This window comes from Polynucleobacter sp. Tro8-14-1 (assembly GCF_018881655.1).
Lineage (GTDB): Bacteria > Pseudomonadota > Gammaproteobacteria > Burkholderiales > Burkholderiaceae > Polynucleobacter.
On the sequence record NZ_JACVPX010000008.1, the window covers coordinates 89,856 to 107,923 of the forward strand.

Sequence of the window (18,068 nt, forward strand, 5' to 3'; positions counted from 1 at the left end):
GCGATGATTTTGCTCGATGATGCGCAAAGCACCGCGGCCTTACCCACCAGTCGCCAATATGAAAATGCACTGCAATACTGGCGTGTTCTTCCAAGCGGCAATCATGCGGTAGATTTAACCGCCACCCAGCAGTGTCTTACTGAAATTTCTGCCGCGCTTGCTAAGGGCGAATTTATTGTTGCTGCCTTTGCTTACGAGTTAGGTAGGCAAATTCATCATCTACCTGAGCGAATCAATCACTCAGATCATCACCACCCCCTCATTGAAGCCTGGTCTTTTGCAGAATTCAAAAAACTGTCTAAACAGGATGTCGATAATTTCATTACTCAGAGGCTGGCTTCGCTAGATCTAGCTCAAGCAAGCGCCGGAGTAATGGATGTTCGGCAATCCTTGAACGAGGAGCAATTTACTGCCGATATTGCAGCGATACAGGAATACATCCGCAGCGGTGATAGTTACCAGATTAATCATACCTATCGAATCACAGGCAAGACTTATGGCGCTCCACTCGCCTTATATAGCCGCTTAAGGGATCGCCAGCCTGGGCGCTTTGGTGCTTTTATTGAGCATGAGGGCAACTTTTTACTGTCCCAATCGCCTGAACTATTTATTGCGCGAGATGGCGACACGATAAAAGCTATGCCAATGAAGGGTACTGCAAGTGCCCTATCCACTATTGCGAGCGCCTTATCGGATGACCCAAAGAATCAAGCTGAGAATGTCATGATTGTTGACTTGCTACGCAATGATCTCAGTCGCATCTCTCTTCCAGGTACGGTACTAGTACCCAATCTATTTGAAGTGGCAAGACATGGTGATGTGTTGCAAATGACTTCCACAGTGCAGGGTCAGATCAAACCTGAGATTTCTTTATTCGATATTTTCAAAGCGGTATTTCCATGTGGCTCTGTTACAGGGGCCCCTAAAAAGCGTAGTATGGAAATTATTCAAGAACTAGAACCCGAAGATCGCGGCTACTATTGCGGCGCCTTAGGCTGGCTTGACCCCAATGGGAACCTTGCCTTTAGTGTTCCCATCCGTACCGTGGAAATTACGCAAGATCACGACTCTCATGCCTCAAGCTTCACCCTAGGGGTTGGCGCTGGAATCACCAATGACTCAGATGCAGGCCAAGAATGGCAAGAGTGCCGCATTAAATCTGCGTTCCTAATGGATCTTCCAAGCGCTACAGGCTTATTTGAAACCATTGCGGTTGTGAATAGTGAGCCCCAGAGATTGCATGCTCACTTACACCGTCTGTCTGCATCTGCTGCAGCTTTAAGAATCCCTTTTCAACTTGAGACTGCCAAGAAATTGATTTCAAGCGCTTGTGCATCGCTTGATAAGAGCTTGTCATATCGATTAAGAATAGACCTCACGCCTACTGGTGAACTATTGGTTACAACTGCTGCAATGGATTTAATCAATGAACCAGTCAAAATATTCTGGGCTAAAGATATCCTTCAAGGTGATGTGACGATGTTCTCTGGGGATGCTTTACTGCGTCACAAAATTAGCAATCGATCCCTTTATGACCAAGCTTGGCAAGAAGCCGTGAACTTAGGTGGATTTGATGCCTTATTTATTAATGAACAAGGTTTTGTCACTGAGGGCGGAAGGACTAGCATTTTTGTTAAACCTCAGGGTAGCTCTAAATGGCTTACGCCACCAGTATCGGCCGGTCTCTTGCCTGGGGTAATGCGTACCGGCCTACTTGCAGACCCCGCCCTAAATGCCCGTGAAGCCAACCTGACTATTAATGATGTTTCAATGGCAGATGAGATTATGCTTAGTAATGCATTACGCGGCGCTATCAAAGCCCATTTTTAGAAAGTCGGTATGAAGTATTGCTCTAATTGCGCCTCTATATTAACTATCAAAATTCCAGCAGATGATTCCCGTGAACGCCATGTCTGTGAAGCGTGCGGCAGCATTCATTATCAAAATCCTCGCAACGTAGTCGGAAGTATTCCGGTATACGGCAAGCAAGTTCTCTTATGTCGTCGTGCGATTGAACCTCGTCATGGCTTTTGGACTTTGCCTGCAGGCTTTATGGAGTTAGGTGAAAGCACTAGCCACGGCGCAGCTCGCGAGACTCTGGAAGAGGCTGGTGCCGCCGTGGAAATTGGACCACTCTATTCTTTACTGAATGTGCCCCATGCAGAACAGGTTCACCTATTTTATTTAGCTACGATGGCAAATCCAGAATTTTCTGCAGGCGAAGAAAGTCTTGAAGTAGCCCTTTTTCATGAGCATGAGATTCCATGGGAAGAATTGGCCTTTCCCACTGTTAAGCAGACCCTTGAATGGTTTTTTGCAGACCGCGCTGCTGGCAACTTAGATGCTGGTAAGGAATTTCATGTGCGCAGTCGTGACGTTTTGCCATCCGAACGAATTTGAGTCGACATGGGTCAGATAGCTTGGCTAGGGCCCAACGACCCTTTCCCAAATCCACTGCTTGAGGCGGATCCTGATCCTAGCGTTCCTGGGCTCATTGCCGTCAGTGAGCAGATATATTCTGGTCAACTAGCTCGCGCCTATCAACAAGGTATTTTTCCCTGGTACTCGGATAACCAACCTATTCTTTGGTGGTCGCCGGACCCTAGAATGGTATTAAAGCCCAGCGCCTTTAAATGTAGTGAGTCTTTGCAAAAGAATATTCGACTCTTTTGTCAAAGCACGCAATCACAGATATTGGTTGATGCCGATTTTGGCGCAGTCATACGCTCCTGCGCCACGAGTACTCGCAAAGATCAGGATGGTACTTGGATTACCCATGAAATCATTGATGCCTACACCGCACTTCACGAAGCAGGCAATGCCCATAGTATTGCCGTAATTGAAGATGGCCAGCTTACTGGCGGACTCTATTGCGTTGCCTTTGGAGGAATGGTATTTGGTGAATCTATGTTCAGCCGTAAGACCAATGCATCAAAAATCGCCTTAGCAGCCCTGAGTGCATGGTGCCTGATGAATGAAGTCCAGATGATCGACTGCCAGCAAGAAACGGCTCACCTATTGTCCTTAGGTGCTACCCCAATACCCAGGCAGGTCTTTTTAGAGCAACTGCAAATATCCTTAAATCAAACTAAGATTGAGAGATCCTGGACTTTTGACAAAGCAATCTTGCATCACTGGTTATGACTCAGCTTAAAGAACTTCCCCTAACCACCCTGCAGTTCTATGCAACTGCTCCCTATGCTTGTAGCTACCTGCCCAATAAAACAGCTCGCTCACAAGTAGCTACACCATCGCATCTGATTCATGCGGATGTGTATAACGATTTACTCAACGCAGGCTTTCGACGTAGTGGTTTGTATACCTATCGACCATATTGCGACGAATGCAAAGCCTGTATTTCTACACGTATTTTGGTGGATCAATTTACGCCTTCTCGCAGCCAGCGCCGCGCTCAGAAAAAACACTCTGATCTTCAGGCCTCCGTCCTCAATCTAGGTTACCAAGAGGAACATTACCAACTCTATCAACGTTATCAAACTGAGCGACACGCAGGTGGTGATATGGATAGCGATGATCAAGATCAATACATGCAGTTCTTATTACAAAGCCGAGTGAACTCCCGTATTGTGGAGTTTCGGGATGGTCCGCTTGACACGCACCCCGGTCGATTGCGCATGGTGAGCATGATTGATATTCTGGAACAGGGAATCTCCTCTGTTTATACCTTTTACGACACCACAAGCTCTGCGGCTAGTTATGGTAGCTATAGCATTCTGTGGCAAATTGAACAAGCTCGCATATTGGGTTTGCCTTACCTTTACCTTGGCTACTACATCAAGGAAAGCGACAAGATGTCGTATAAGGTGAAATATCAACCTATGGAAGGTTTGATTGACGATCACTGGCAAGAGCTCCCTGAGTCATAATATCTATCCATGATCGATCGTTACTCCCTCCTCCGCCCCTGGCTGTTTTCTATAGACCCAGAAAAGGCGCACAACCTCACCTTAAGCAATATGGACCGTGCGCAGCGCTGGGGTTTATTGGAGCGTTTAGTAAGCAAGCCCATTAACGATCCACAAACGCTCTGTGACATTGATTTTCCTAATCCAGTTGGATTAGCAGCAGGCTTAGATAAAGATGGCAAGCATATCGATGCGCTCGCTGCATTGGGATTTGGATTTTTAGAAATCGGCACAGTCACGCCACGGCCACAACCGGGCAATCCTAAGCCGCGCATGTTTCGTTTACCGCAAGCTCAGGGCATCATTAATCGCATGGGCTTTAATAACGATGGCGTTGATGCCTGCGTTGCCAGAGTGCGTCGCTCTCAGTTTTGGCAAAGTGGTGGTGTGCTTGGTTTAAATATTGGCAAGAATGCCAGCACCCCGATTGAAGAGGCTTCTCGAGATTACATCCTGGCGATGGAAGCCGTTTATGAAATCTCTACCTATATCACCGTCAACATTTCTTCTCCGAATACCAAAAATCTACGCGCCTTACAAGGCGAAGAAATGCTCCGCGAATTATTGGGAAGTCTTGATGAAGCCAGAAAGCGCTTAAGCGATCGTTACGGTGTACGCAAACCACTCTTTTTGAAAATTGCACCCGATCTAGACCATAGCGACATTAATCTCATCGCCGATCTCCTGCTCGAGTTTGGCATTGATGCTGTGATCGCTACCAATACAACCATCTCTCGCGATGCAGTCAAGGGAATGGAGTTTGGTGAAGAGGCTGGCGGCTTATCTGGCGCGCCCGTGCGAAATGCCTCTAATATTGTCATCAAAGCTTTAAAAGCCAGATTGGGTAATCAACTACCCATCATCGGCGTGGGCGGCATCATGAGTGGCGCAGATGCCCGTGAAAAGATCATGGCAGGTGCAAGCTTAGTACAACTCTATAGCGGCTTGATTTATCGAGGCCCTGACTTAGTAAAAGAGTGCGCCACCGCTTTAAGGCAAGCCTAAAAGAGCCTTAATCCCCTGTTTCCCCATAAAACGGGATATTTTCAGCAGATGCCTTTGTAAAATAGGATTTCATAATATGCAATTTCGTCTGAAATCGCTACAATGGGGCCTATGAACATCAGCAAGACCATCAAAACCCCCAAATCTACCGGCGAGGTTGGCAAGACAGCCATCCAGGTAGTGGAGCGCATGATGAATTTGCTAGACGCTCTTGCTGAGCAAGAAGAATCCAGCAGCCTGAAGAATCTCGCAGAGACAACTGGTCTGCACCCTTCCACTGCCCACCGAATTTTGAATGACCTCGTTGCTTGCCGATTGGTTGAGCGTGGCGATGGTGGCACCTATCGCCTTGGCTTAAAACTTTTAGAACTGGGTAATTTAGTGAAGGCACGCTTATCCGTGCGTGAGGCCGCTCAGCTACCGATGCGTACTCTGCATAAGCTCACTGGTGAAACCGTTAACCTATCCGTACGTCAAGGCGATGAAATCGTCTATGTTGATCGCGCATATAGCGAACGCTCAGGCATGCAGGTAGTTCGTGCCATTGGTGGTCGCGCCCCTTTGCATCTCACCTCAGTTGGCAAACTCTTCCTCGCAAGCGACGATCCCGGACAAGTACGCGCCTATGTCACTCGCACAGGTTTATCTGGACACACTCGTAACAGCATTACCGAATTGGGCAAACTCGAAACCGAACTCAATCACGTGCGTAAGGTGGGTAATGCTCGCGATGACGAAGAACTAGAGTTAGGCGTGAGCTGTTTAGCTGCAGCCATTCTTGATGACACTGGGAAATTGGTTGCTGGCCTCTCTTTGAGCGCCCCAACGGATCGCATTCAGGCCGATTGGCTCCGCGCCCTTCAAGAGACTGCCCTACAGATATCCAAAGGCATGGGTTTTAAACCCAAATCTGCCGAGCCAGGCTCAGCAGCTTAATTAAGCAGTTACATCAAGCGACGAATGGGTTGCGCGCCAGATGGCATGCGCTCGTACCAATCGCGCACCCGCACTGCATCGGCAAAACGGGATTGCGTTCCTACAGAATCCAAAAAAACCAATAGCAATGGTGTGTTGTTTACTCTTGCCTGCATGACTAAACATCGACCTGCAGCGTTAATGAAGCCCGTCTTCTGCAATCCAATATCCATATCCCCGGAACGCACCAAACGGTTTGTGTTCAAAAACTTTTGTGGGCGATTAGCGATGACCATAGTTAAATCTGGCCAGGTTGAGAACTCACGAATGGTTTTGTACTGATAGGCGGCATTGAGCATGCGTGTGAGATCTTCTGCCGAAGCAACATTCTCACTAGTCAGTCCAGTGGGATCCTCAAAGTGAGAGTGCTCCATGCCGAGATCTTTTGCCTTACGGTTCATAGCAGCAATAAATGCGGGTAGGCCGCCGGGATAGTTTCTGGCTAAGGTATATGCAGCGCGGTTCTCAGAGGACATCAAAGCCAAATGCAGCGCATCTTCTCGGGTAAGTGAGGTGCCTTCAGCCAAACGAGAATGCCGATAAATATGCGCGTCTTCAGCATTAATGACAATGACATCATCCATTGGCAATTTTGCATCGAGTGTCACCATGGCAGTCATGAGCTTGGTGATAGAGGCAATGGGCAAACTGACGGAAGGATTCTTCTCGTAATAGACTTCCTTAGTGTCTTGATTGACCACCATCACTACAGCGGATTTAAGATTGAGCTCATCGCGCTGACCACGCAAACCTAATGCAGTAGCTAATGATGGAGGTCCTGCAACTACGGGTGCAGATGATCTAGTAACAGTGACGCGGACAGTCTTGGCTCTTTTGGGTGACTTAGTCACCACTTTTGTTGGCTTTGCTTGCTTCTGCTTATCTTTTGTTGCGGCCTGAACAGGTGCGTTACCCAGCACTCCCATTGAAAAGAGCAATGCAATAACTAGGGGCCAAAATCGATTCAAACGCATCCCAAAATACCTTCCAAAACTTTCAACATACGGAATGATAATTAATTTCCGAAGACAAAGCGGTTTTATTCGCCCCAATCCAGATAATTTATCCCACCAAATGACTACCCTACTCGGCAATCGTCGCTACTGTATTAGTCTGACGGGCATTCACCAGCACCACGCCAGTCATCGTCAAACACAAACCTACCGCCATCAGCAATGTAAATGGCTCATCAAATAAGAGCCAAGCCATCGCAGCAGTAGTCGGCGGCACTAAATAAAGAAAGCTGGTGACTTTAGTGGCAGCACCCTTGCGAATCATCATAAATAGCAAACTAATTGATCCAATTGACAGGGGGAAGATGGCCCATAGCAAGGCGCCAATAACAGATGGATTCCAAACCATTACGCCAGACTCAAAGAAATACATACAAAAGAAACACAACACTGCCGATACCCCAAACTGAATAGAGGATCCAGCACGCAGATCAAATACGGGGCAGAATTTCTTCTGATATAGGGTGCCAAAGGTAATAGATAGAAGTGCAATAAATGCCAAAACATAACTAACAAATGGAATGTGGTTAAAGCCAATCTTCTCGGCAACCACCAACGCAACACCCGCAAACCCGAAGCCTAGACCTATCCATTGACCTGAGCTGACCTTCTCAGAAATCCAAGCAGCAAACCAGGCCGTAACGATGGGTTGCAGACCAACAATAATGGCCACTAATCCTGCTGTCATTCCCAGACGCACAGCAAACCAAACGCCGAGCAAATAGCCAAACTGCAGCAAGATCCCTGCAATGGCGATGTGCTTGATTTGAGACCAACTAGGCCAGGTGATTCTCCACACAAGGCTGAGCGCTGCCATAGCCGCTAACACCCCTACAAAACGCCAAAATAGGAAGGTGGCTGGCTCTACATATGGCATTGCCATACGCGCAATCACAAAGCCAGTACTCCAAATGAGGACAAAGATCGGTGCAATGGCGTTATCAAGCGAAAGCTTCATGGGTAACTTACTGAAAATATTGAGATTTCTTACTGAGCTCCTAATTTTAGGCTCTTTTCTCATTTGAACCCCTGATCTACATGGCAAGCCATTTATGCTGCAACGCAACATCTATGCCATACAATGGTGCAAAGAGAGTACATTAGGTAAAAGCCGAAGATCAAAATATTCAAAACAGTTAAACGGAAAGAGATGCAGATGAACTTAACTCCAGAACAAATTGCAGCCGCACAAAAAGCAAACTTAGAGACTTTGAGTGGCTTAACCAATCAAGCTTTGCAAAGCATTGAAAGGTTGGTTGAGCTCAATATGCATATTGCCAAACAAAGCTTGAGCGATAGCATGAATAGCGCCAAGAAAGCACTGGAAGTGAAAGATATTCAACAGCTGCTAGCCCATCAAGCCGAAGCAGTGCAACCAATGGCAGAAAAAATTATGGCCTATAGCCGTCATTTATATGAGTTGGCCCATGAGACACAAAACAGCTTTACACAATCCGCTGAAAAAGAATTCCAAGCTGGCCAAAAGAAAATGAACTCTTTAGTAGAAGAGTGGACAAAAAATGCACCGGCCGGATCAGATGCAGCTATGCAAGCAATGAAGCAAGCAATTGCTTCTGCAAACAATGTATTTGAAACTAGTCAAAAAGCAGTTAAGCACGCAGTTGAAGTTGCACAAACCAATCTTAGTGGCGCAACAGAAACTGCATTGAAGACTGCAGAGAAAGCTAGCAAGGCAACGAAGAAGAAATAATTCTGAGCGAGTGTCTTGACTGCGAAAGCCCCGGTTGCTCGGGGCTTTTTTACATACATTCGTTAGCGCAATTTATCCTTTAAAAACATGCCCTACCCAGCGTACTTTTATACTAATTTCTTCAAATGATGAAAAACCTCAATAGAGACGAGTTACTTTCCCTCGCCAAGTCTTTTGACCCCAAAGATAAATGTCCAGACTGCCTATCGCTGAGCTGTGAAGGCTGGGAAAGTATCCCGGGCGGTTTCATGACAAATTCCCTGGAGTGCGTTGGAACTCTGAGAGTCGAAGATGCTCCGGAATGCTGGGAGGAAGATCTTCTTAAGGGAATGACTATCTGGTCTACGGATGCCCCTATTTCTACCGCCTTCCATCCATACAATAAATCTGATGTATTTGAATGCAAGCATTGTGGTGCTAAATACCTTCGATATACGGAATGCGGGGGCTACTATGTGGATGAACGTATTCGTGAGCTCAATGCCAAACTGATTTCATAGAATCCATCTTCATAGATGCTGAGATGCAAAAGCCCCGATTACTCGGAGCTTTTGCATTTACACTTTAAGCGCTACTTAAGATTTCTTTTTCACTGGCGGCAAATCAGTGCAATGGCCGTGAGCTGCTTCAGCCGCAAGCCCGACTGATTCACCTAGCGTTGGATGTGGATGAATCGTTTTACCGATATCCACCGCATCAGCACCCATCTCAATAGCTAAACACACTTCACCGATTAAATCGCCAGCGTGTGTTCCCACAATGCCGCCACCAATAATGCGATGGGTGGTAGCATCAAAAATCAGTTTTGTGAAACCTTCATCACGTCCATTAGCGATCGCACGTCCACTAGCTGCCCATGGGAACAAACCCTTCTCATAAGCAATGCCTTGAGCTTTACATTGCTCTTCTGTCAAACCAGCCCACGCTACTTCAGGGTCAGTGTAGGCAACCGATGGAATTTGCTTAGCATCAAAGTAGGATTTTTCGCCAGCAGCAGCTTCCGCAGCAACGTGACCTTCATGCACCGCCTTATGTGCCAACATCGGTTGACCAACTAAGTCACCAATTGCAAAAATATTAGAGACGTTGGTCCGCATTTGTTTATCTACAGGAATAAAGCCGCGCTCATCCACCTGCACACCCGCTTTACCGGCATCAATCTTTTTGCCGTTTGGAGTGCGTCCTACTGCAACCAATACCAAGTCATAGGTTTGCGGTTCAGCCGGTGCGTTCTCGCCTTCGAAATAAACTTGAATTCCGTCAGACTTAACTTCTGCCTTAGAAGCACGAGTCTTAAGCATGATCTTTTCAAAACGTCCGGCATTGAACTTCTCCCAGACCTTTTCTAAATCACGATCAGCACCTGCCATCAAACCATCCATCATCTCGGCGATATCAATGCGTGAACCTAGTGTGCTGTAAACCGTAGCCATCTCTAGGCCAATAATGCCACCGCCAATAACGAGCATCCGCTTTGGAATACTCTTGAGTAATAAAGCACCAGTGCTATCTACAATGCGTGGATCTTCAGGCAGGAAAGGTAACTTCACTGGCTGACTACCCGCAGCGATGATTGCCTTCTGAAAGCGCACCACTTCTTTTTGACCAGTGAGATCCTGACCAGCACCATCAGTTAACTCTACCTCGACATGGTTTGCATCTAAAAATTTACCTAGACCACGCACCACTTTTACTTTACGAGCCTTTGCCATACCAGCAAGACCACCGGTCAATTTGGCAATGACGGATTCTTTGTAACCGCGGAGTTGATCGATCTCAATCTTCGGTGCGCCAAAAGTAATGCCGTGCTTAGCCATGGCCTTGACTTCGTCCATGACTGAGGTGGTGTGCAGCAATGCTTTAGATGGAATACATCCAACATTCAAGCAAACTCCGCCTAAAGTTGGGTAGCGCTCTACCAAAACAGTACTCATACCTAAGTCGGCACTACGAAACGCTGCGCTGTAACCACCAGGGCCAGCACCGAGCACTAACACTTCACACTCATGATCTACTTTGCCGCTGTACTGCCCCGCTACTAGAGCGGGGGCAATAGCAGCAGGTGCAGCTGGAGCAGCAGGTTTTGCTGCTGGAGCCGCCTGAGGTGCAGGCGCCGCACCACTCGCTTCAATTTCAGCAATTACAGAACCTTTACTGACTTTCTCTCCAAGCTTGACTGCAATACTAGTAACAATTCCTGCAGCATCGGCTGGGATTTCCATGGTTGCTTTATCGGACTCAAGAACTAATAGCGGCTGCTCTTTTTCAATCACGTCGCCTACTTTAACCAGCACTTCAATGACCGGTACATCTGCATAGTCACCAATATCCGGCACAAGGATCATTTGCTTAGCCATAGATCCCCCTTACAGACTAGCGCGACGGAAGTCGGCCAAGAGCTGTGCAATGTACACATTGAAGCGGGTAGCTAAAGCACCATCAATCACGCGGTGATCTGCAGAGAGGGACAGTGGGCAAATGAGGCGTGGCACAAACTGCTTACCATCCCACACTGGCTTCATAGCTGCCTTGCTCACGCCCATAATCGCCACTTCAGGAGCATTCACGATTGGGGAGAAATACGTTCCTCCGATACCACCTAGTGATGAGATCGTGAAGCTAGCGCCTTGCATTTGATCTGGCTTTAACTTGCCATCGCGAGCGAGTGCCGCCAAGTCAGAAGTTTCTTTCGCCAACTCAAAGATGCCTTTCTTATCGGCATCTTTAATGACCGGTACAACTAGTCCAGTTGGAGTATCTGCTGCAAATCCAATATTGAAGTATTTCTTCAAAATCAGGTCATCGCCATCCAAAGAGCTATTGAACTCTGGATATTTTTTCAGGGCAGCTACTGCAGCCTTCATTAAGAAAGCGAGCATCGTAATCTTGACGCCCTTCTTCTCATTCTCTTTGTTGGTAAGAACGCGGAATGCTTCTAAATCAGTAATGTCAGCATCTTCGTGATAAGTTACAGCTGGAATCATTACCCAGTTACGACCTAAATTGGCTGCAGTGAGTTTTTTAATGCGATTGAGTGGTTGGCGCTCGATCTCACCAAACTTTGTGAAATCAACCTTCGGCCAAGGAATCAGATTCAAGCCACCTAAGCTACTACCACTAGAAGCAGCCGCAGGACTACCTGCACCACCACTCATAGCTGCCTTCACAAAGGCTTGGACGTCTTCCTGAGTAATGCGACCTTTAGGGCCAGATCCTTTAACTTGCGTAATAGTGACACCAAGCTCACGCGCAAACTTACGCACAGATGGACTTGCATGACTTACTGAGTCGTCGACTGGCGGAGGAGTATTGCTGATAGGAGGTGGTGCGGGTGCGCGCGCAATCGGAGGCTCTACCGCTTTAATTGCTGGCGCGGCTGGTGCAGCTGCAGGAGTAGACACAGAAGTCGATACGCCAGATGCCCCACCTTCCAAGATCACAACTACCGATCCTTCCGATAAGTTATCGCCTACCTTTACCTTAACTTCTTTGACGATGCCTGAGTGCGAAGAAGGAACATCCATGGTGGCTTTATCAGACTCCAGCACAACGATGGATTGCTCTTTCTCAATCTTGTCACCGGCTTTAACCAAGACTTCGATCACTGGTACATCTTTATAGTCGCCGATATCAGGGACTTTGATTTCGATGGGGGATCCGCCGCTGGAAGCTGCTACTGGCGCAGGAGCGCTTGCTGCTGCTGTCGCTGGTGCAGAAGTTGTTGCTGCCGCGCCCTCTTCTAAGGTAATTACAAGGGATCCCTCAGAAAGGTTATCGCCCACTTTGACTTTTACTTCTTTGACGATGCCTGAATGTGAAGAAGGAACATCCATGGTGGCTTTATCAGACTCCAGCACAACGATGGATTGTTCTTTCTCAATCTTGTCACCGGCTTTAACCAAGACTTCGATCACTGGTACATCTTTATAGTCGCCGATATCAGGGACTTTGATTTCAATTATTTGACTCATAGTATTTGTCTCTTATCAAACCGTCATTGGGTTTGGTTTAGTAGTATCGATGTTGTACTTCTTGATCGCCTCAGCCAACTTAGAGCGATCAAGCTGACCAGCGTCAACCAAAGATCTCAAGGCAGTGAGAACAACCCAACGACGATCTACTTCAAAGAAGTCACGGAGTTTTTCACGAGTATCAGAACGACCAAAGCCATCAGTACCCAATACTTCATAACGGCGACCCATATGCTGAATTGCTGGACGAATCTGTTCAGCAAATAAACGAACATAGTCGGTAGCTGCAACGATTGGGCCTGTAGTATCTTTCAGGCATTTCTCTACATGAGATAAGGCGGGTGCAGCAGTTGGGTTTAATAAATTGCTACGGTGAACTGCAGTCCAATCGCGGCCTAGCTCAGTAAAGCTTGGGCAACCCCACAAGTCAGAGGCAACACCCCAGTCTTTATGCAGAATCTCCGCAGCTTCAATCACTTCACGGAAGATCGTTCCCGAACCTAAGAGTTGTACACGCAATTTTGCCTTGTCATCACCAACAGACTTGAGCTTATACATACCCTTGATGATGTCTTTCTCCGCACCCTTAGGCATTGCTGGGTGTGAATAGTTTTCATTCATCAAAGTAACGTAGTAGTAAACATCTTCCTGAACTTCCAACATTCGACGCATGCCATCCTGAATCACTACAGCCAATTCAAATGAGAAGGTTGGGTCATAGCTGATGCAGTTGGGAACCGCACCACTCCACAAATGACTATGGCCATCTTCGTGCTGTAAGCCTTCGCCGTTCAAGGTAGTTCTACCAGCTGTACCACCTAGCAAGAAACCACGGCTACGCATATCTCCTGCGGCCCAAGCTAAGTCACCGATACGCTGGAAACCAAACATGGAATAGAAGATATAGAAAGGCAACATGGGTACACCATGGGTGGAATAAGAAGTCGCAGCAGCGATCCAGTCGCACATACCGCCGGCTTCATTAATACCTTCTTGCAGAATTTGACCTGTCTTGTCCTCTTTGTAGAACATCAATTGATCATGATCTTCTGGTGTGTAAAGTTGGCCTAATTGATTCCAGATTCCTAATTGGCGGAACATGCCTTCCATACCAAAGGTGCGGGACTCGTCAGGAACAATCGGTACCACCCGTTTACCCAACACCTTATCGCGCACTACTGTATTGAGTATGCGCACAAATGCCATAGTTGTAGAAATCTCACGGCCTTCAGTAGTTGCCTCAAGCAATGGAGCAAATACTTCTAAAGCGGGAACTGGCAAGCTCTCCGCTTTAGTGCGACGTTGCGGCAAGTAACCACCCAACTCTTGACGACGCGCCTTCATGTACTCTAATTCCGGGCTACCTTCGGTAAACTTGACCAAAGGCATTTCGTCCAACTCTTCATCTTTAACGGGAATCTCAAAGCGATCACGGAAGCGACGCACATCGTCATCGTTCATCTTCTTCGCTTGGTGGGCAATATTCATCGCCTCACCTGAGCCGCCCATGCCATAACCTTTAATGGTGTGGGCTAGGATCACTGTAGGTTGATTCTTGTGATTTACTGCCGCATGGAATGCTGCATAAACTTTATGGGGATCATGGCCACCGCGATTCAGTTGCCAAATTTCATCATCACTCCAGTCACTTACTAAAGCCTTTAATTCTGGAGTATTGAAAACGATCTCGCGAACGTAGCTGCCGTTCTTAGACTTCATAGTCTGATACTGGCCGTCAACGATCTCGCCTAAGCGTTGCATCAAAATACCTTTTTTGTCGCGCGCAAAGAGAGCGTCCCACTGACCGCCCCACACTACTTTGATCACATTCCAGCCGGCACCGCGGAACTCGCTCTCAAGCTCTTGAATGATGCTGCCGTTGCCGCGCACTGGTCCGTCTAGACGCTGCAAGTTACAGTTAATTACGAAAATCAGGTTATCGAGTTTTTCACGACCGGCCATACCAATCGCACCTAAGGATTCTGGTTCGTCGGTTTCGCCATCGCCCAAGAATGCCCAAACTTTACGGCCTTGCTCTTGAATGAAGCCGCGGTCTGTTAGGTACTTCATAAAGCGCGCTTGGTAAATCGCCATGATCGGGCCCAAGCCCATCGATACGGTTGGGAACTGCCAGAAGTCTGGCATCAACCAAGGATGTGGATAACTAGAGATGCCTTTACCGCCAACTTCTTGGCGGAAGTTGTTGAGCTGACCTTCTTCGAGACGGCCCAACATATAAGCACGTGCATAGACGCCGGGAGCAGAGTGCCCTTGAACAAATATCAAATCGCCACCATTCTCAGGCGACGGTGCGTGCCAGAAATGATTAAAGCCAACGTCATACAAAGTAGCTGCAGACTGGAACGATGAAATGTGTCCACCAACGTTCGTGTCTTTGTTGGCACGAAGCACCATCGCCATGGCATTCCAGCGAGTGTATGAACGAATACGATGCTCCACATTTTGATCGCCAGGCAAACGCGCTTGATTTTCAACAGGAATAGTATTGATATAAGGAGTCTCAGCATGGAATGGCTGCACCACTCCGTTTACACGAGCATGAGAAATTTGTTGATCGATGAGATAGGCAGCTCTCTCAGGACCTTCGTTACGAATCACGCCATCGAGCGCTTGTAACCATTCCTGTGTCTCACCAGGATCCGCATCCTGAGTGTTCTGTTTACCTAATACTTGGTCTGGAACTGCTGCCATCTTTTGTCTCCATTAAATAGTGCTTAATTTGTCATCAACTTTATAGGCAATATTCTAGGAAGGTATATGGGTGTAAACAAGCAATTTTCCACATAATGATAATATTTCTCATAATGTGGTATTTTATTGCGGTGCAAATAAGAAGCTATAAAACGGTCAGAATTGGCTTTTTGGAAGGGCAAATAAGGCAAAATGCTCTGTATTCATGAGAAAAACAGCATTTTCCAGCCTAGTCCTTAGCCCCCTTAGGTGGCTCCGCAAAATACGTGGATTTAGGATTGTTTACACCCCGCTTTTAGCCATTGTTCTGTTTACAGCAGTCATGGGCATTATTTTGGGAACGCTGCATTTACAAGAAAAGAATCAGCAAGAGGCTGCCCTATTTAGAGAGCTGTCATTTGCCAAACAGCGTATTCAATCTCGTTTCGCCAGCAACCTTGATGCATTAACAACGATTAATCGAGAAATGGCTGCAAGCGAAGATCAATTGAAGCTCAGACAAATTGCGCGCGAGCAAGCAGAAGATCTTGTTTTAAATAACCATGAGATCGTCAAAATCATTTGGCTAAATAATCAAAATCAGCGGCTATGGGCAGCTCCTGCTGAAAGTAACAAATCGGATTGGATTAGCAAAACTCAAAATGATCAGCTCATTAATTCTAGTCTTGCATCAACTATCGAGCTTAGCCGAGTAACTAGTCGAGCAGCTTTTAGCCAGTTTGTTTCCTTAAATTTACCGGGTGATGCACCGATCTCCACGGATAGAAAAATCGTTCTTTGGCAAGTGGTGCCCAATATCGTTGGCGGAGAAGTTGTTGGATTCTTGGCGGCACTCTATACGACTCAAGGAATATTGGATGCTCTACCAAGCGACCTCAAATCCCATTACCGCTTTACCTTGCTCACTGACAATGAAAGAGTTTTAGGCATCTCTTCCGATAGAGATACCCCTAAAAGAGCATTTAGCAATCAGACAAGCTTAGATATTGGGGTCTTAAGCCCCAACATTAATTTACGCATAGATACCTATCCTCCGCCAACCAACCTCACCTTCAGGATGTTAATTGGCGTCGTGATTGGATTAAGCGCATTCGTAGTTTGGAGTTTGTGGTCTGTACTAAAGCAAATGCAAGTACGCCAAGAGGCTGAAGCAAGCCTGCGCAAAGAAACCAGCTTTCGTAATGCAATGGAAGACTCCACCCCTGTGGGTATTCGTGCGCATGATATGCAAAAGCGGATTACATATGTGAATCGAGCATTTTGCGAAATGACAGGCTGGACATCAGATGAGTTAATAGGTCTCACTCCGCCCTTTCCATTCTGGCCAGATAGCAGAAGAGATGAGCTTGTTGAGAAAATGAATCGGGCAATGAAGTCCGACATCAGCGTTGTCATGAGGGTCGGCATCGAAGGAGTGATCTTAAAGAAAGACGGCTCCTTGATACAGACCCGCACCTTTATTGCCCCGCTGATTAATGAAAAAGGCAAGCAGACTGGTTGGGTTACTTCATTAATTGATATTTCCGAACCTAAAAAGATTCGCGAAGAATTAGCTGCCTCTCAAGATCGCTTCACTACCGTTCTAGAAAGTCTAGATGCCGCTGTGTCGGTGGTCTCGCTAGAGACTAACGCCCTGCTATTTGCCAATCGTTTTTATCGGGAGCGCTTTGGTGACAACTCTAAAGGTCACTTCCAATTAGCGGGCAGCGATACCAGCAACACGACGATGCGAGATATTGCAGAAGATCTTGAGGATTCTCCCCCTGGAATTCCAACGCCATTTTTATATCAAGAGTCAGAGTCAGAAGAAGTTCAGCTAGGCGATGACAATAATCAATGGTTTGAAGTTAGACGTCGTTATATCCCGTGGGTAGATGGACATCTTGCGCAGCTATTGATTGCCACTGACATTACCGCTCGTAAAGAAGCAGATGATTTGGCACTACAACAACAAGAGCGTATGCAGTTCACCAGCCGTCTCACCACAATGGGTGAAATGGCATCCTCTTTAGCTCATGAACTAAACCAACCTCTTTCAGCTATATCAAACTACTGCATGGGTGTTGCTAAGCGTTTAGATGGGCACCTAGATCCTATCCTGACCAAAGAAATTTTGCCAGCTCTAGAAAAAGCTTCTGAGCAAGCCCATCGAGCCGGCACCATCATTCAGCGCATTCGAGGTTTTGTAAAACGCAGTGAGCCTCAACGTAAAGCGGCAAACATCACTGAAATTATTAATGATGCAGTTGGCTTGGTTGAAATTGAAGCCCACCGCCATCGCTTAGTCATTAGCTCGGAAATTGCCGAAAATCTGCCCGTAGTTAACCTGGATCCAGTCCTGATCCTGCAGGTAGTAGTCAATCTTCTTAAAAACGCCTTAGATAGCGTCCGCGAGGCTTACCCCCTTTCCTCCCGTTGGTCAGCCCCGCCAGTTCGGATTAGTGCAGATTTAGACACCAGCATCTTCCCGGCCATGCTCAGAATCCAGGTTACCGATGCTGGGGGCGGAATCTCGGAAAACGTCCTGGAACGCATATTTGAGCCGTTTTTCAGCACAAAGTCCGATGGAATGGGTATGGGGCTCAATATTTGCCGCTCCATTATTGAATCTCACCATGGCAGGCTTTGGGCTACCAATGTCCAAGACTCAGAACAGACCAAGCTGGCTGGCTGCACCTTTACAATACTTCTACCACTGGAATCCCCTGGATCCGAGGCTACTGTTTAACTTCGAATTTATAGATTCACCTCACGA

At 47.0% G+C, this 18,068-nt stretch carries 14 protein-coding genes; 9 read left to right on the top strand and 5 right to left on the bottom strand.

From position 1 onward, the window contains the following. The first annotated feature begins 3 nt into the window (after positions 1-3). From ICN34_RS09895 to ICN34_RS09920, 6 genes are all read left to right on the top strand, one after another. Complete coding sequence (locus tag ICN34_RS09895) at positions 4-1,830, top strand: bifunctional chorismate-binding protein/class IV aminotransferase (protein WP_216122370.1); 1,827 nt, start codon at positions 4-6, stop codon at positions 1,828-1,830. 9 nt (positions 1,831-1,839) lie between these two features. Continuing rightward, complete coding sequence (locus ICN34_RS09900) at positions 1,840-2,400, top strand: NUDIX hydrolase (protein ID WP_216122372.1); 561 nt, start codon at positions 1,840-1,842, stop codon at positions 2,398-2,400. Between the two features lie 6 nt (positions 2,401-2,406). Beyond that, positions 2,407-3,144 (top strand): leucyl/phenylalanyl-tRNA--protein transferase, encoded by a 738-nt coding sequence (aat, locus tag ICN34_RS09905; RefSeq protein WP_216122374.1) that lies wholly within the window; start codon positions 2,407-2,409, stop codon positions 3,142-3,144. Continuing rightward, on the top strand, positions 3,141-3,887 hold the full coding sequence (locus ICN34_RS09910; protein ID WP_216122376.1) for an arginyltransferase: 747 nt from the start codon (positions 3,141-3,143) through the stop codon (positions 3,885-3,887). The genes aat and ICN34_RS09910 overlap by 4 nt, the downstream gene beginning before the upstream one ends. 9 nt (positions 3,888-3,896) lie before the next feature. Then, complete coding sequence (locus tag ICN34_RS09915) at positions 3,897-4,931, top strand: quinone-dependent dihydroorotate dehydrogenase (RefSeq protein WP_216122377.1); 1,035 nt, start codon at positions 3,897-3,899, stop codon at positions 4,929-4,931. Between the two features lie 102 nt (positions 4,932-5,033). After that, positions 5,034-5,867 (top strand): IclR family transcriptional regulator, encoded by an 834-nt coding sequence (locus ICN34_RS09920; RefSeq protein ID WP_083564200.1) that lies wholly within the window; start codon positions 5,034-5,036, stop codon positions 5,865-5,867. An 8-nt stretch (positions 5,868-5,875) separates the two neighbouring features. Here the strand turns inward: ICN34_RS09920 and ICN34_RS09925 are convergent, their stop codons facing one another. Beyond that, the gene (locus tag ICN34_RS09925; RefSeq protein ID WP_216122379.1) at positions 5,876-6,880 is read right to left on the bottom strand and encodes a serine hydrolase; all 1,005 of its coding nucleotides are present in this window, start codon (positions 6,878-6,880) and stop codon (positions 5,876-5,878) included. Between the two features lie 109 nt (positions 6,881-6,989). Next, entirely contained in the window at positions 6,990-7,877 is an 888-nt protein-coding gene (locus tag ICN34_RS09930; protein WP_072582545.1) for a DMT family transporter, read from the bottom strand. Positions 7,878-8,075: 198 nt separating this feature from the next. On the opposite strand from ICN34_RS09930, the gene ICN34_RS09935 reads away from it, so the two are divergent. After that, positions 8,076-8,630 (top strand): phasin family protein, encoded by a 555-nt coding sequence (locus ICN34_RS09935; RefSeq protein WP_072582216.1) that lies wholly within the window; start codon positions 8,076-8,078, stop codon positions 8,628-8,630. Positions 8,631-8,878: 248 nt separating this feature from the next. Then, complete coding sequence (locus ICN34_RS09940; RefSeq protein ID WP_143143854.1) at positions 8,879-9,130, top strand: hypothetical protein; 252 nt, start codon at positions 8,879-8,881, stop codon at positions 9,128-9,130. 75 nt (positions 9,131-9,205) lie between these two features. Here ICN34_RS09940 and lpdA read toward each other — a convergent pair whose 3' ends face one another. From lpdA to aceE, 3 genes are read right to left on the bottom strand one after another with little or no spacing between them, the layout of a single operon-like run. Next, the gene (gene lpdA / locus ICN34_RS09945; protein WP_216122381.1) at positions 9,206-10,987 is read right to left on the bottom strand and encodes a dihydrolipoyl dehydrogenase; all 1,782 of its coding nucleotides are present in this window, start codon (positions 10,985-10,987) and stop codon (positions 9,206-9,208) included. Positions 10,988-10,996: 9 nt separating this feature from the next. Further along, on the bottom strand, positions 10,997-12,601 hold the full coding sequence (gene aceF, locus ICN34_RS09950; RefSeq protein ID WP_216122383.1) for a dihydrolipoyllysine-residue acetyltransferase: 1,605 nt from the start codon (positions 12,599-12,601) through the stop codon (positions 10,997-10,999). Between the two features lie 15 nt (positions 12,602-12,616). Continuing rightward, a complete protein-coding gene (gene aceE, locus ICN34_RS09955) occupies positions 12,617-15,313 on the bottom strand; it encodes a pyruvate dehydrogenase (acetyl-transferring), homodimeric type (protein ID WP_216122385.1) in 2,697 nt (898 codons plus the stop codon). Positions 15,314-15,518: 205 nt separating this feature from the next. Here aceE and ICN34_RS09960 point away from each other — a divergent pair, with 205 nt between their 5' ends. Beyond that, the gene (locus tag ICN34_RS09960; protein ID WP_216122386.1) at positions 15,519-18,041 is read left to right on the top strand and encodes a PAS domain-containing sensor histidine kinase; all 2,523 of its coding nucleotides are present in this window, start codon (positions 15,519-15,521) and stop codon (positions 18,039-18,041) included. Positions 18,042-18,068: the final 27 nt, after the last annotated feature.

Bases quoted from the DNA above. Each gene is read 5' to 3' on its own strand.
- ICN34_RS09960 (WP_216122386.1), top strand. From the start codon at position 15,519: ATGAGAAAAACAGCATTTTCCAGCCTAGTCCTTAGCCCCCTTAGGTGG.
- lpdA (WP_216122381.1), bottom strand. From the start codon at position 10,987: ATGGCTAAGCAAATGATCCTTGTGCCGGATATTGGTGACTATGCAGAT.
- ICN34_RS09920 (WP_083564200.1), top strand. From the start codon at position 5,034: ATGGGGCCTATGAACATCAGCAAGACCATCAAAACCCCCAAATCTACC.
- ICN34_RS09915 (WP_216122377.1), top strand. From the start codon at position 3,897: ATGATCGATCGTTACTCCCTCCTCCGCCCCTGGCTGTTTTCTATAGAC.
- aceE (WP_216122385.1), bottom strand. From the start codon at position 15,313: ATGGCAGCAGTTCCAGACCAAGTATTAGGTAAACAGAACACTCAGGAT.
- ICN34_RS09910 (WP_216122376.1), top strand. From the start codon at position 3,141: ATGACTCAGCTTAAAGAACTTCCCCTAACCACCCTGCAGTTCTATGCA.
- aat (WP_216122374.1), top strand. From the start codon at position 2,407: ATGGGTCAGATAGCTTGGCTAGGGCCCAACGACCCTTTCCCAAATCCA.
- ICN34_RS09925 (WP_216122379.1), bottom strand. From the start codon at position 6,880: ATGCGTTTGAATCGATTTTGGCCCCTAGTTATTGCATTGCTCTTTTCA.
- ICN34_RS09940 (WP_143143854.1), top strand. From the start codon at position 8,879: ATGACAAATTCCCTGGAGTGCGTTGGAACTCTGAGAGTCGAAGATGCT.
- ICN34_RS09930 (WP_072582545.1), bottom strand. From the start codon at position 7,877: ATGAAGCTTTCGCTTGATAACGCCATTGCACCGATCTTTGTCCTCATT.
- aceF (WP_216122383.1), bottom strand. From the start codon at position 12,601: ATGAGTCAAATAATTGAAATCAAAGTCCCTGATATCGGCGACTATAAA.
- ICN34_RS09895 (WP_216122370.1), top strand. From the start codon at position 4: ATGATTTTGCTCGATGATGCGCAAAGCACCGCGGCCTTACCCACCAGT.
- ICN34_RS09935 (WP_072582216.1), top strand. From the start codon at position 8,076: ATGAACTTAACTCCAGAACAAATTGCAGCCGCACAAAAAGCAAACTTA.
- ICN34_RS09900 (WP_216122372.1), top strand. From the start codon at position 1,840: ATGAAGTATTGCTCTAATTGCGCCTCTATATTAACTATCAAAATTCCA.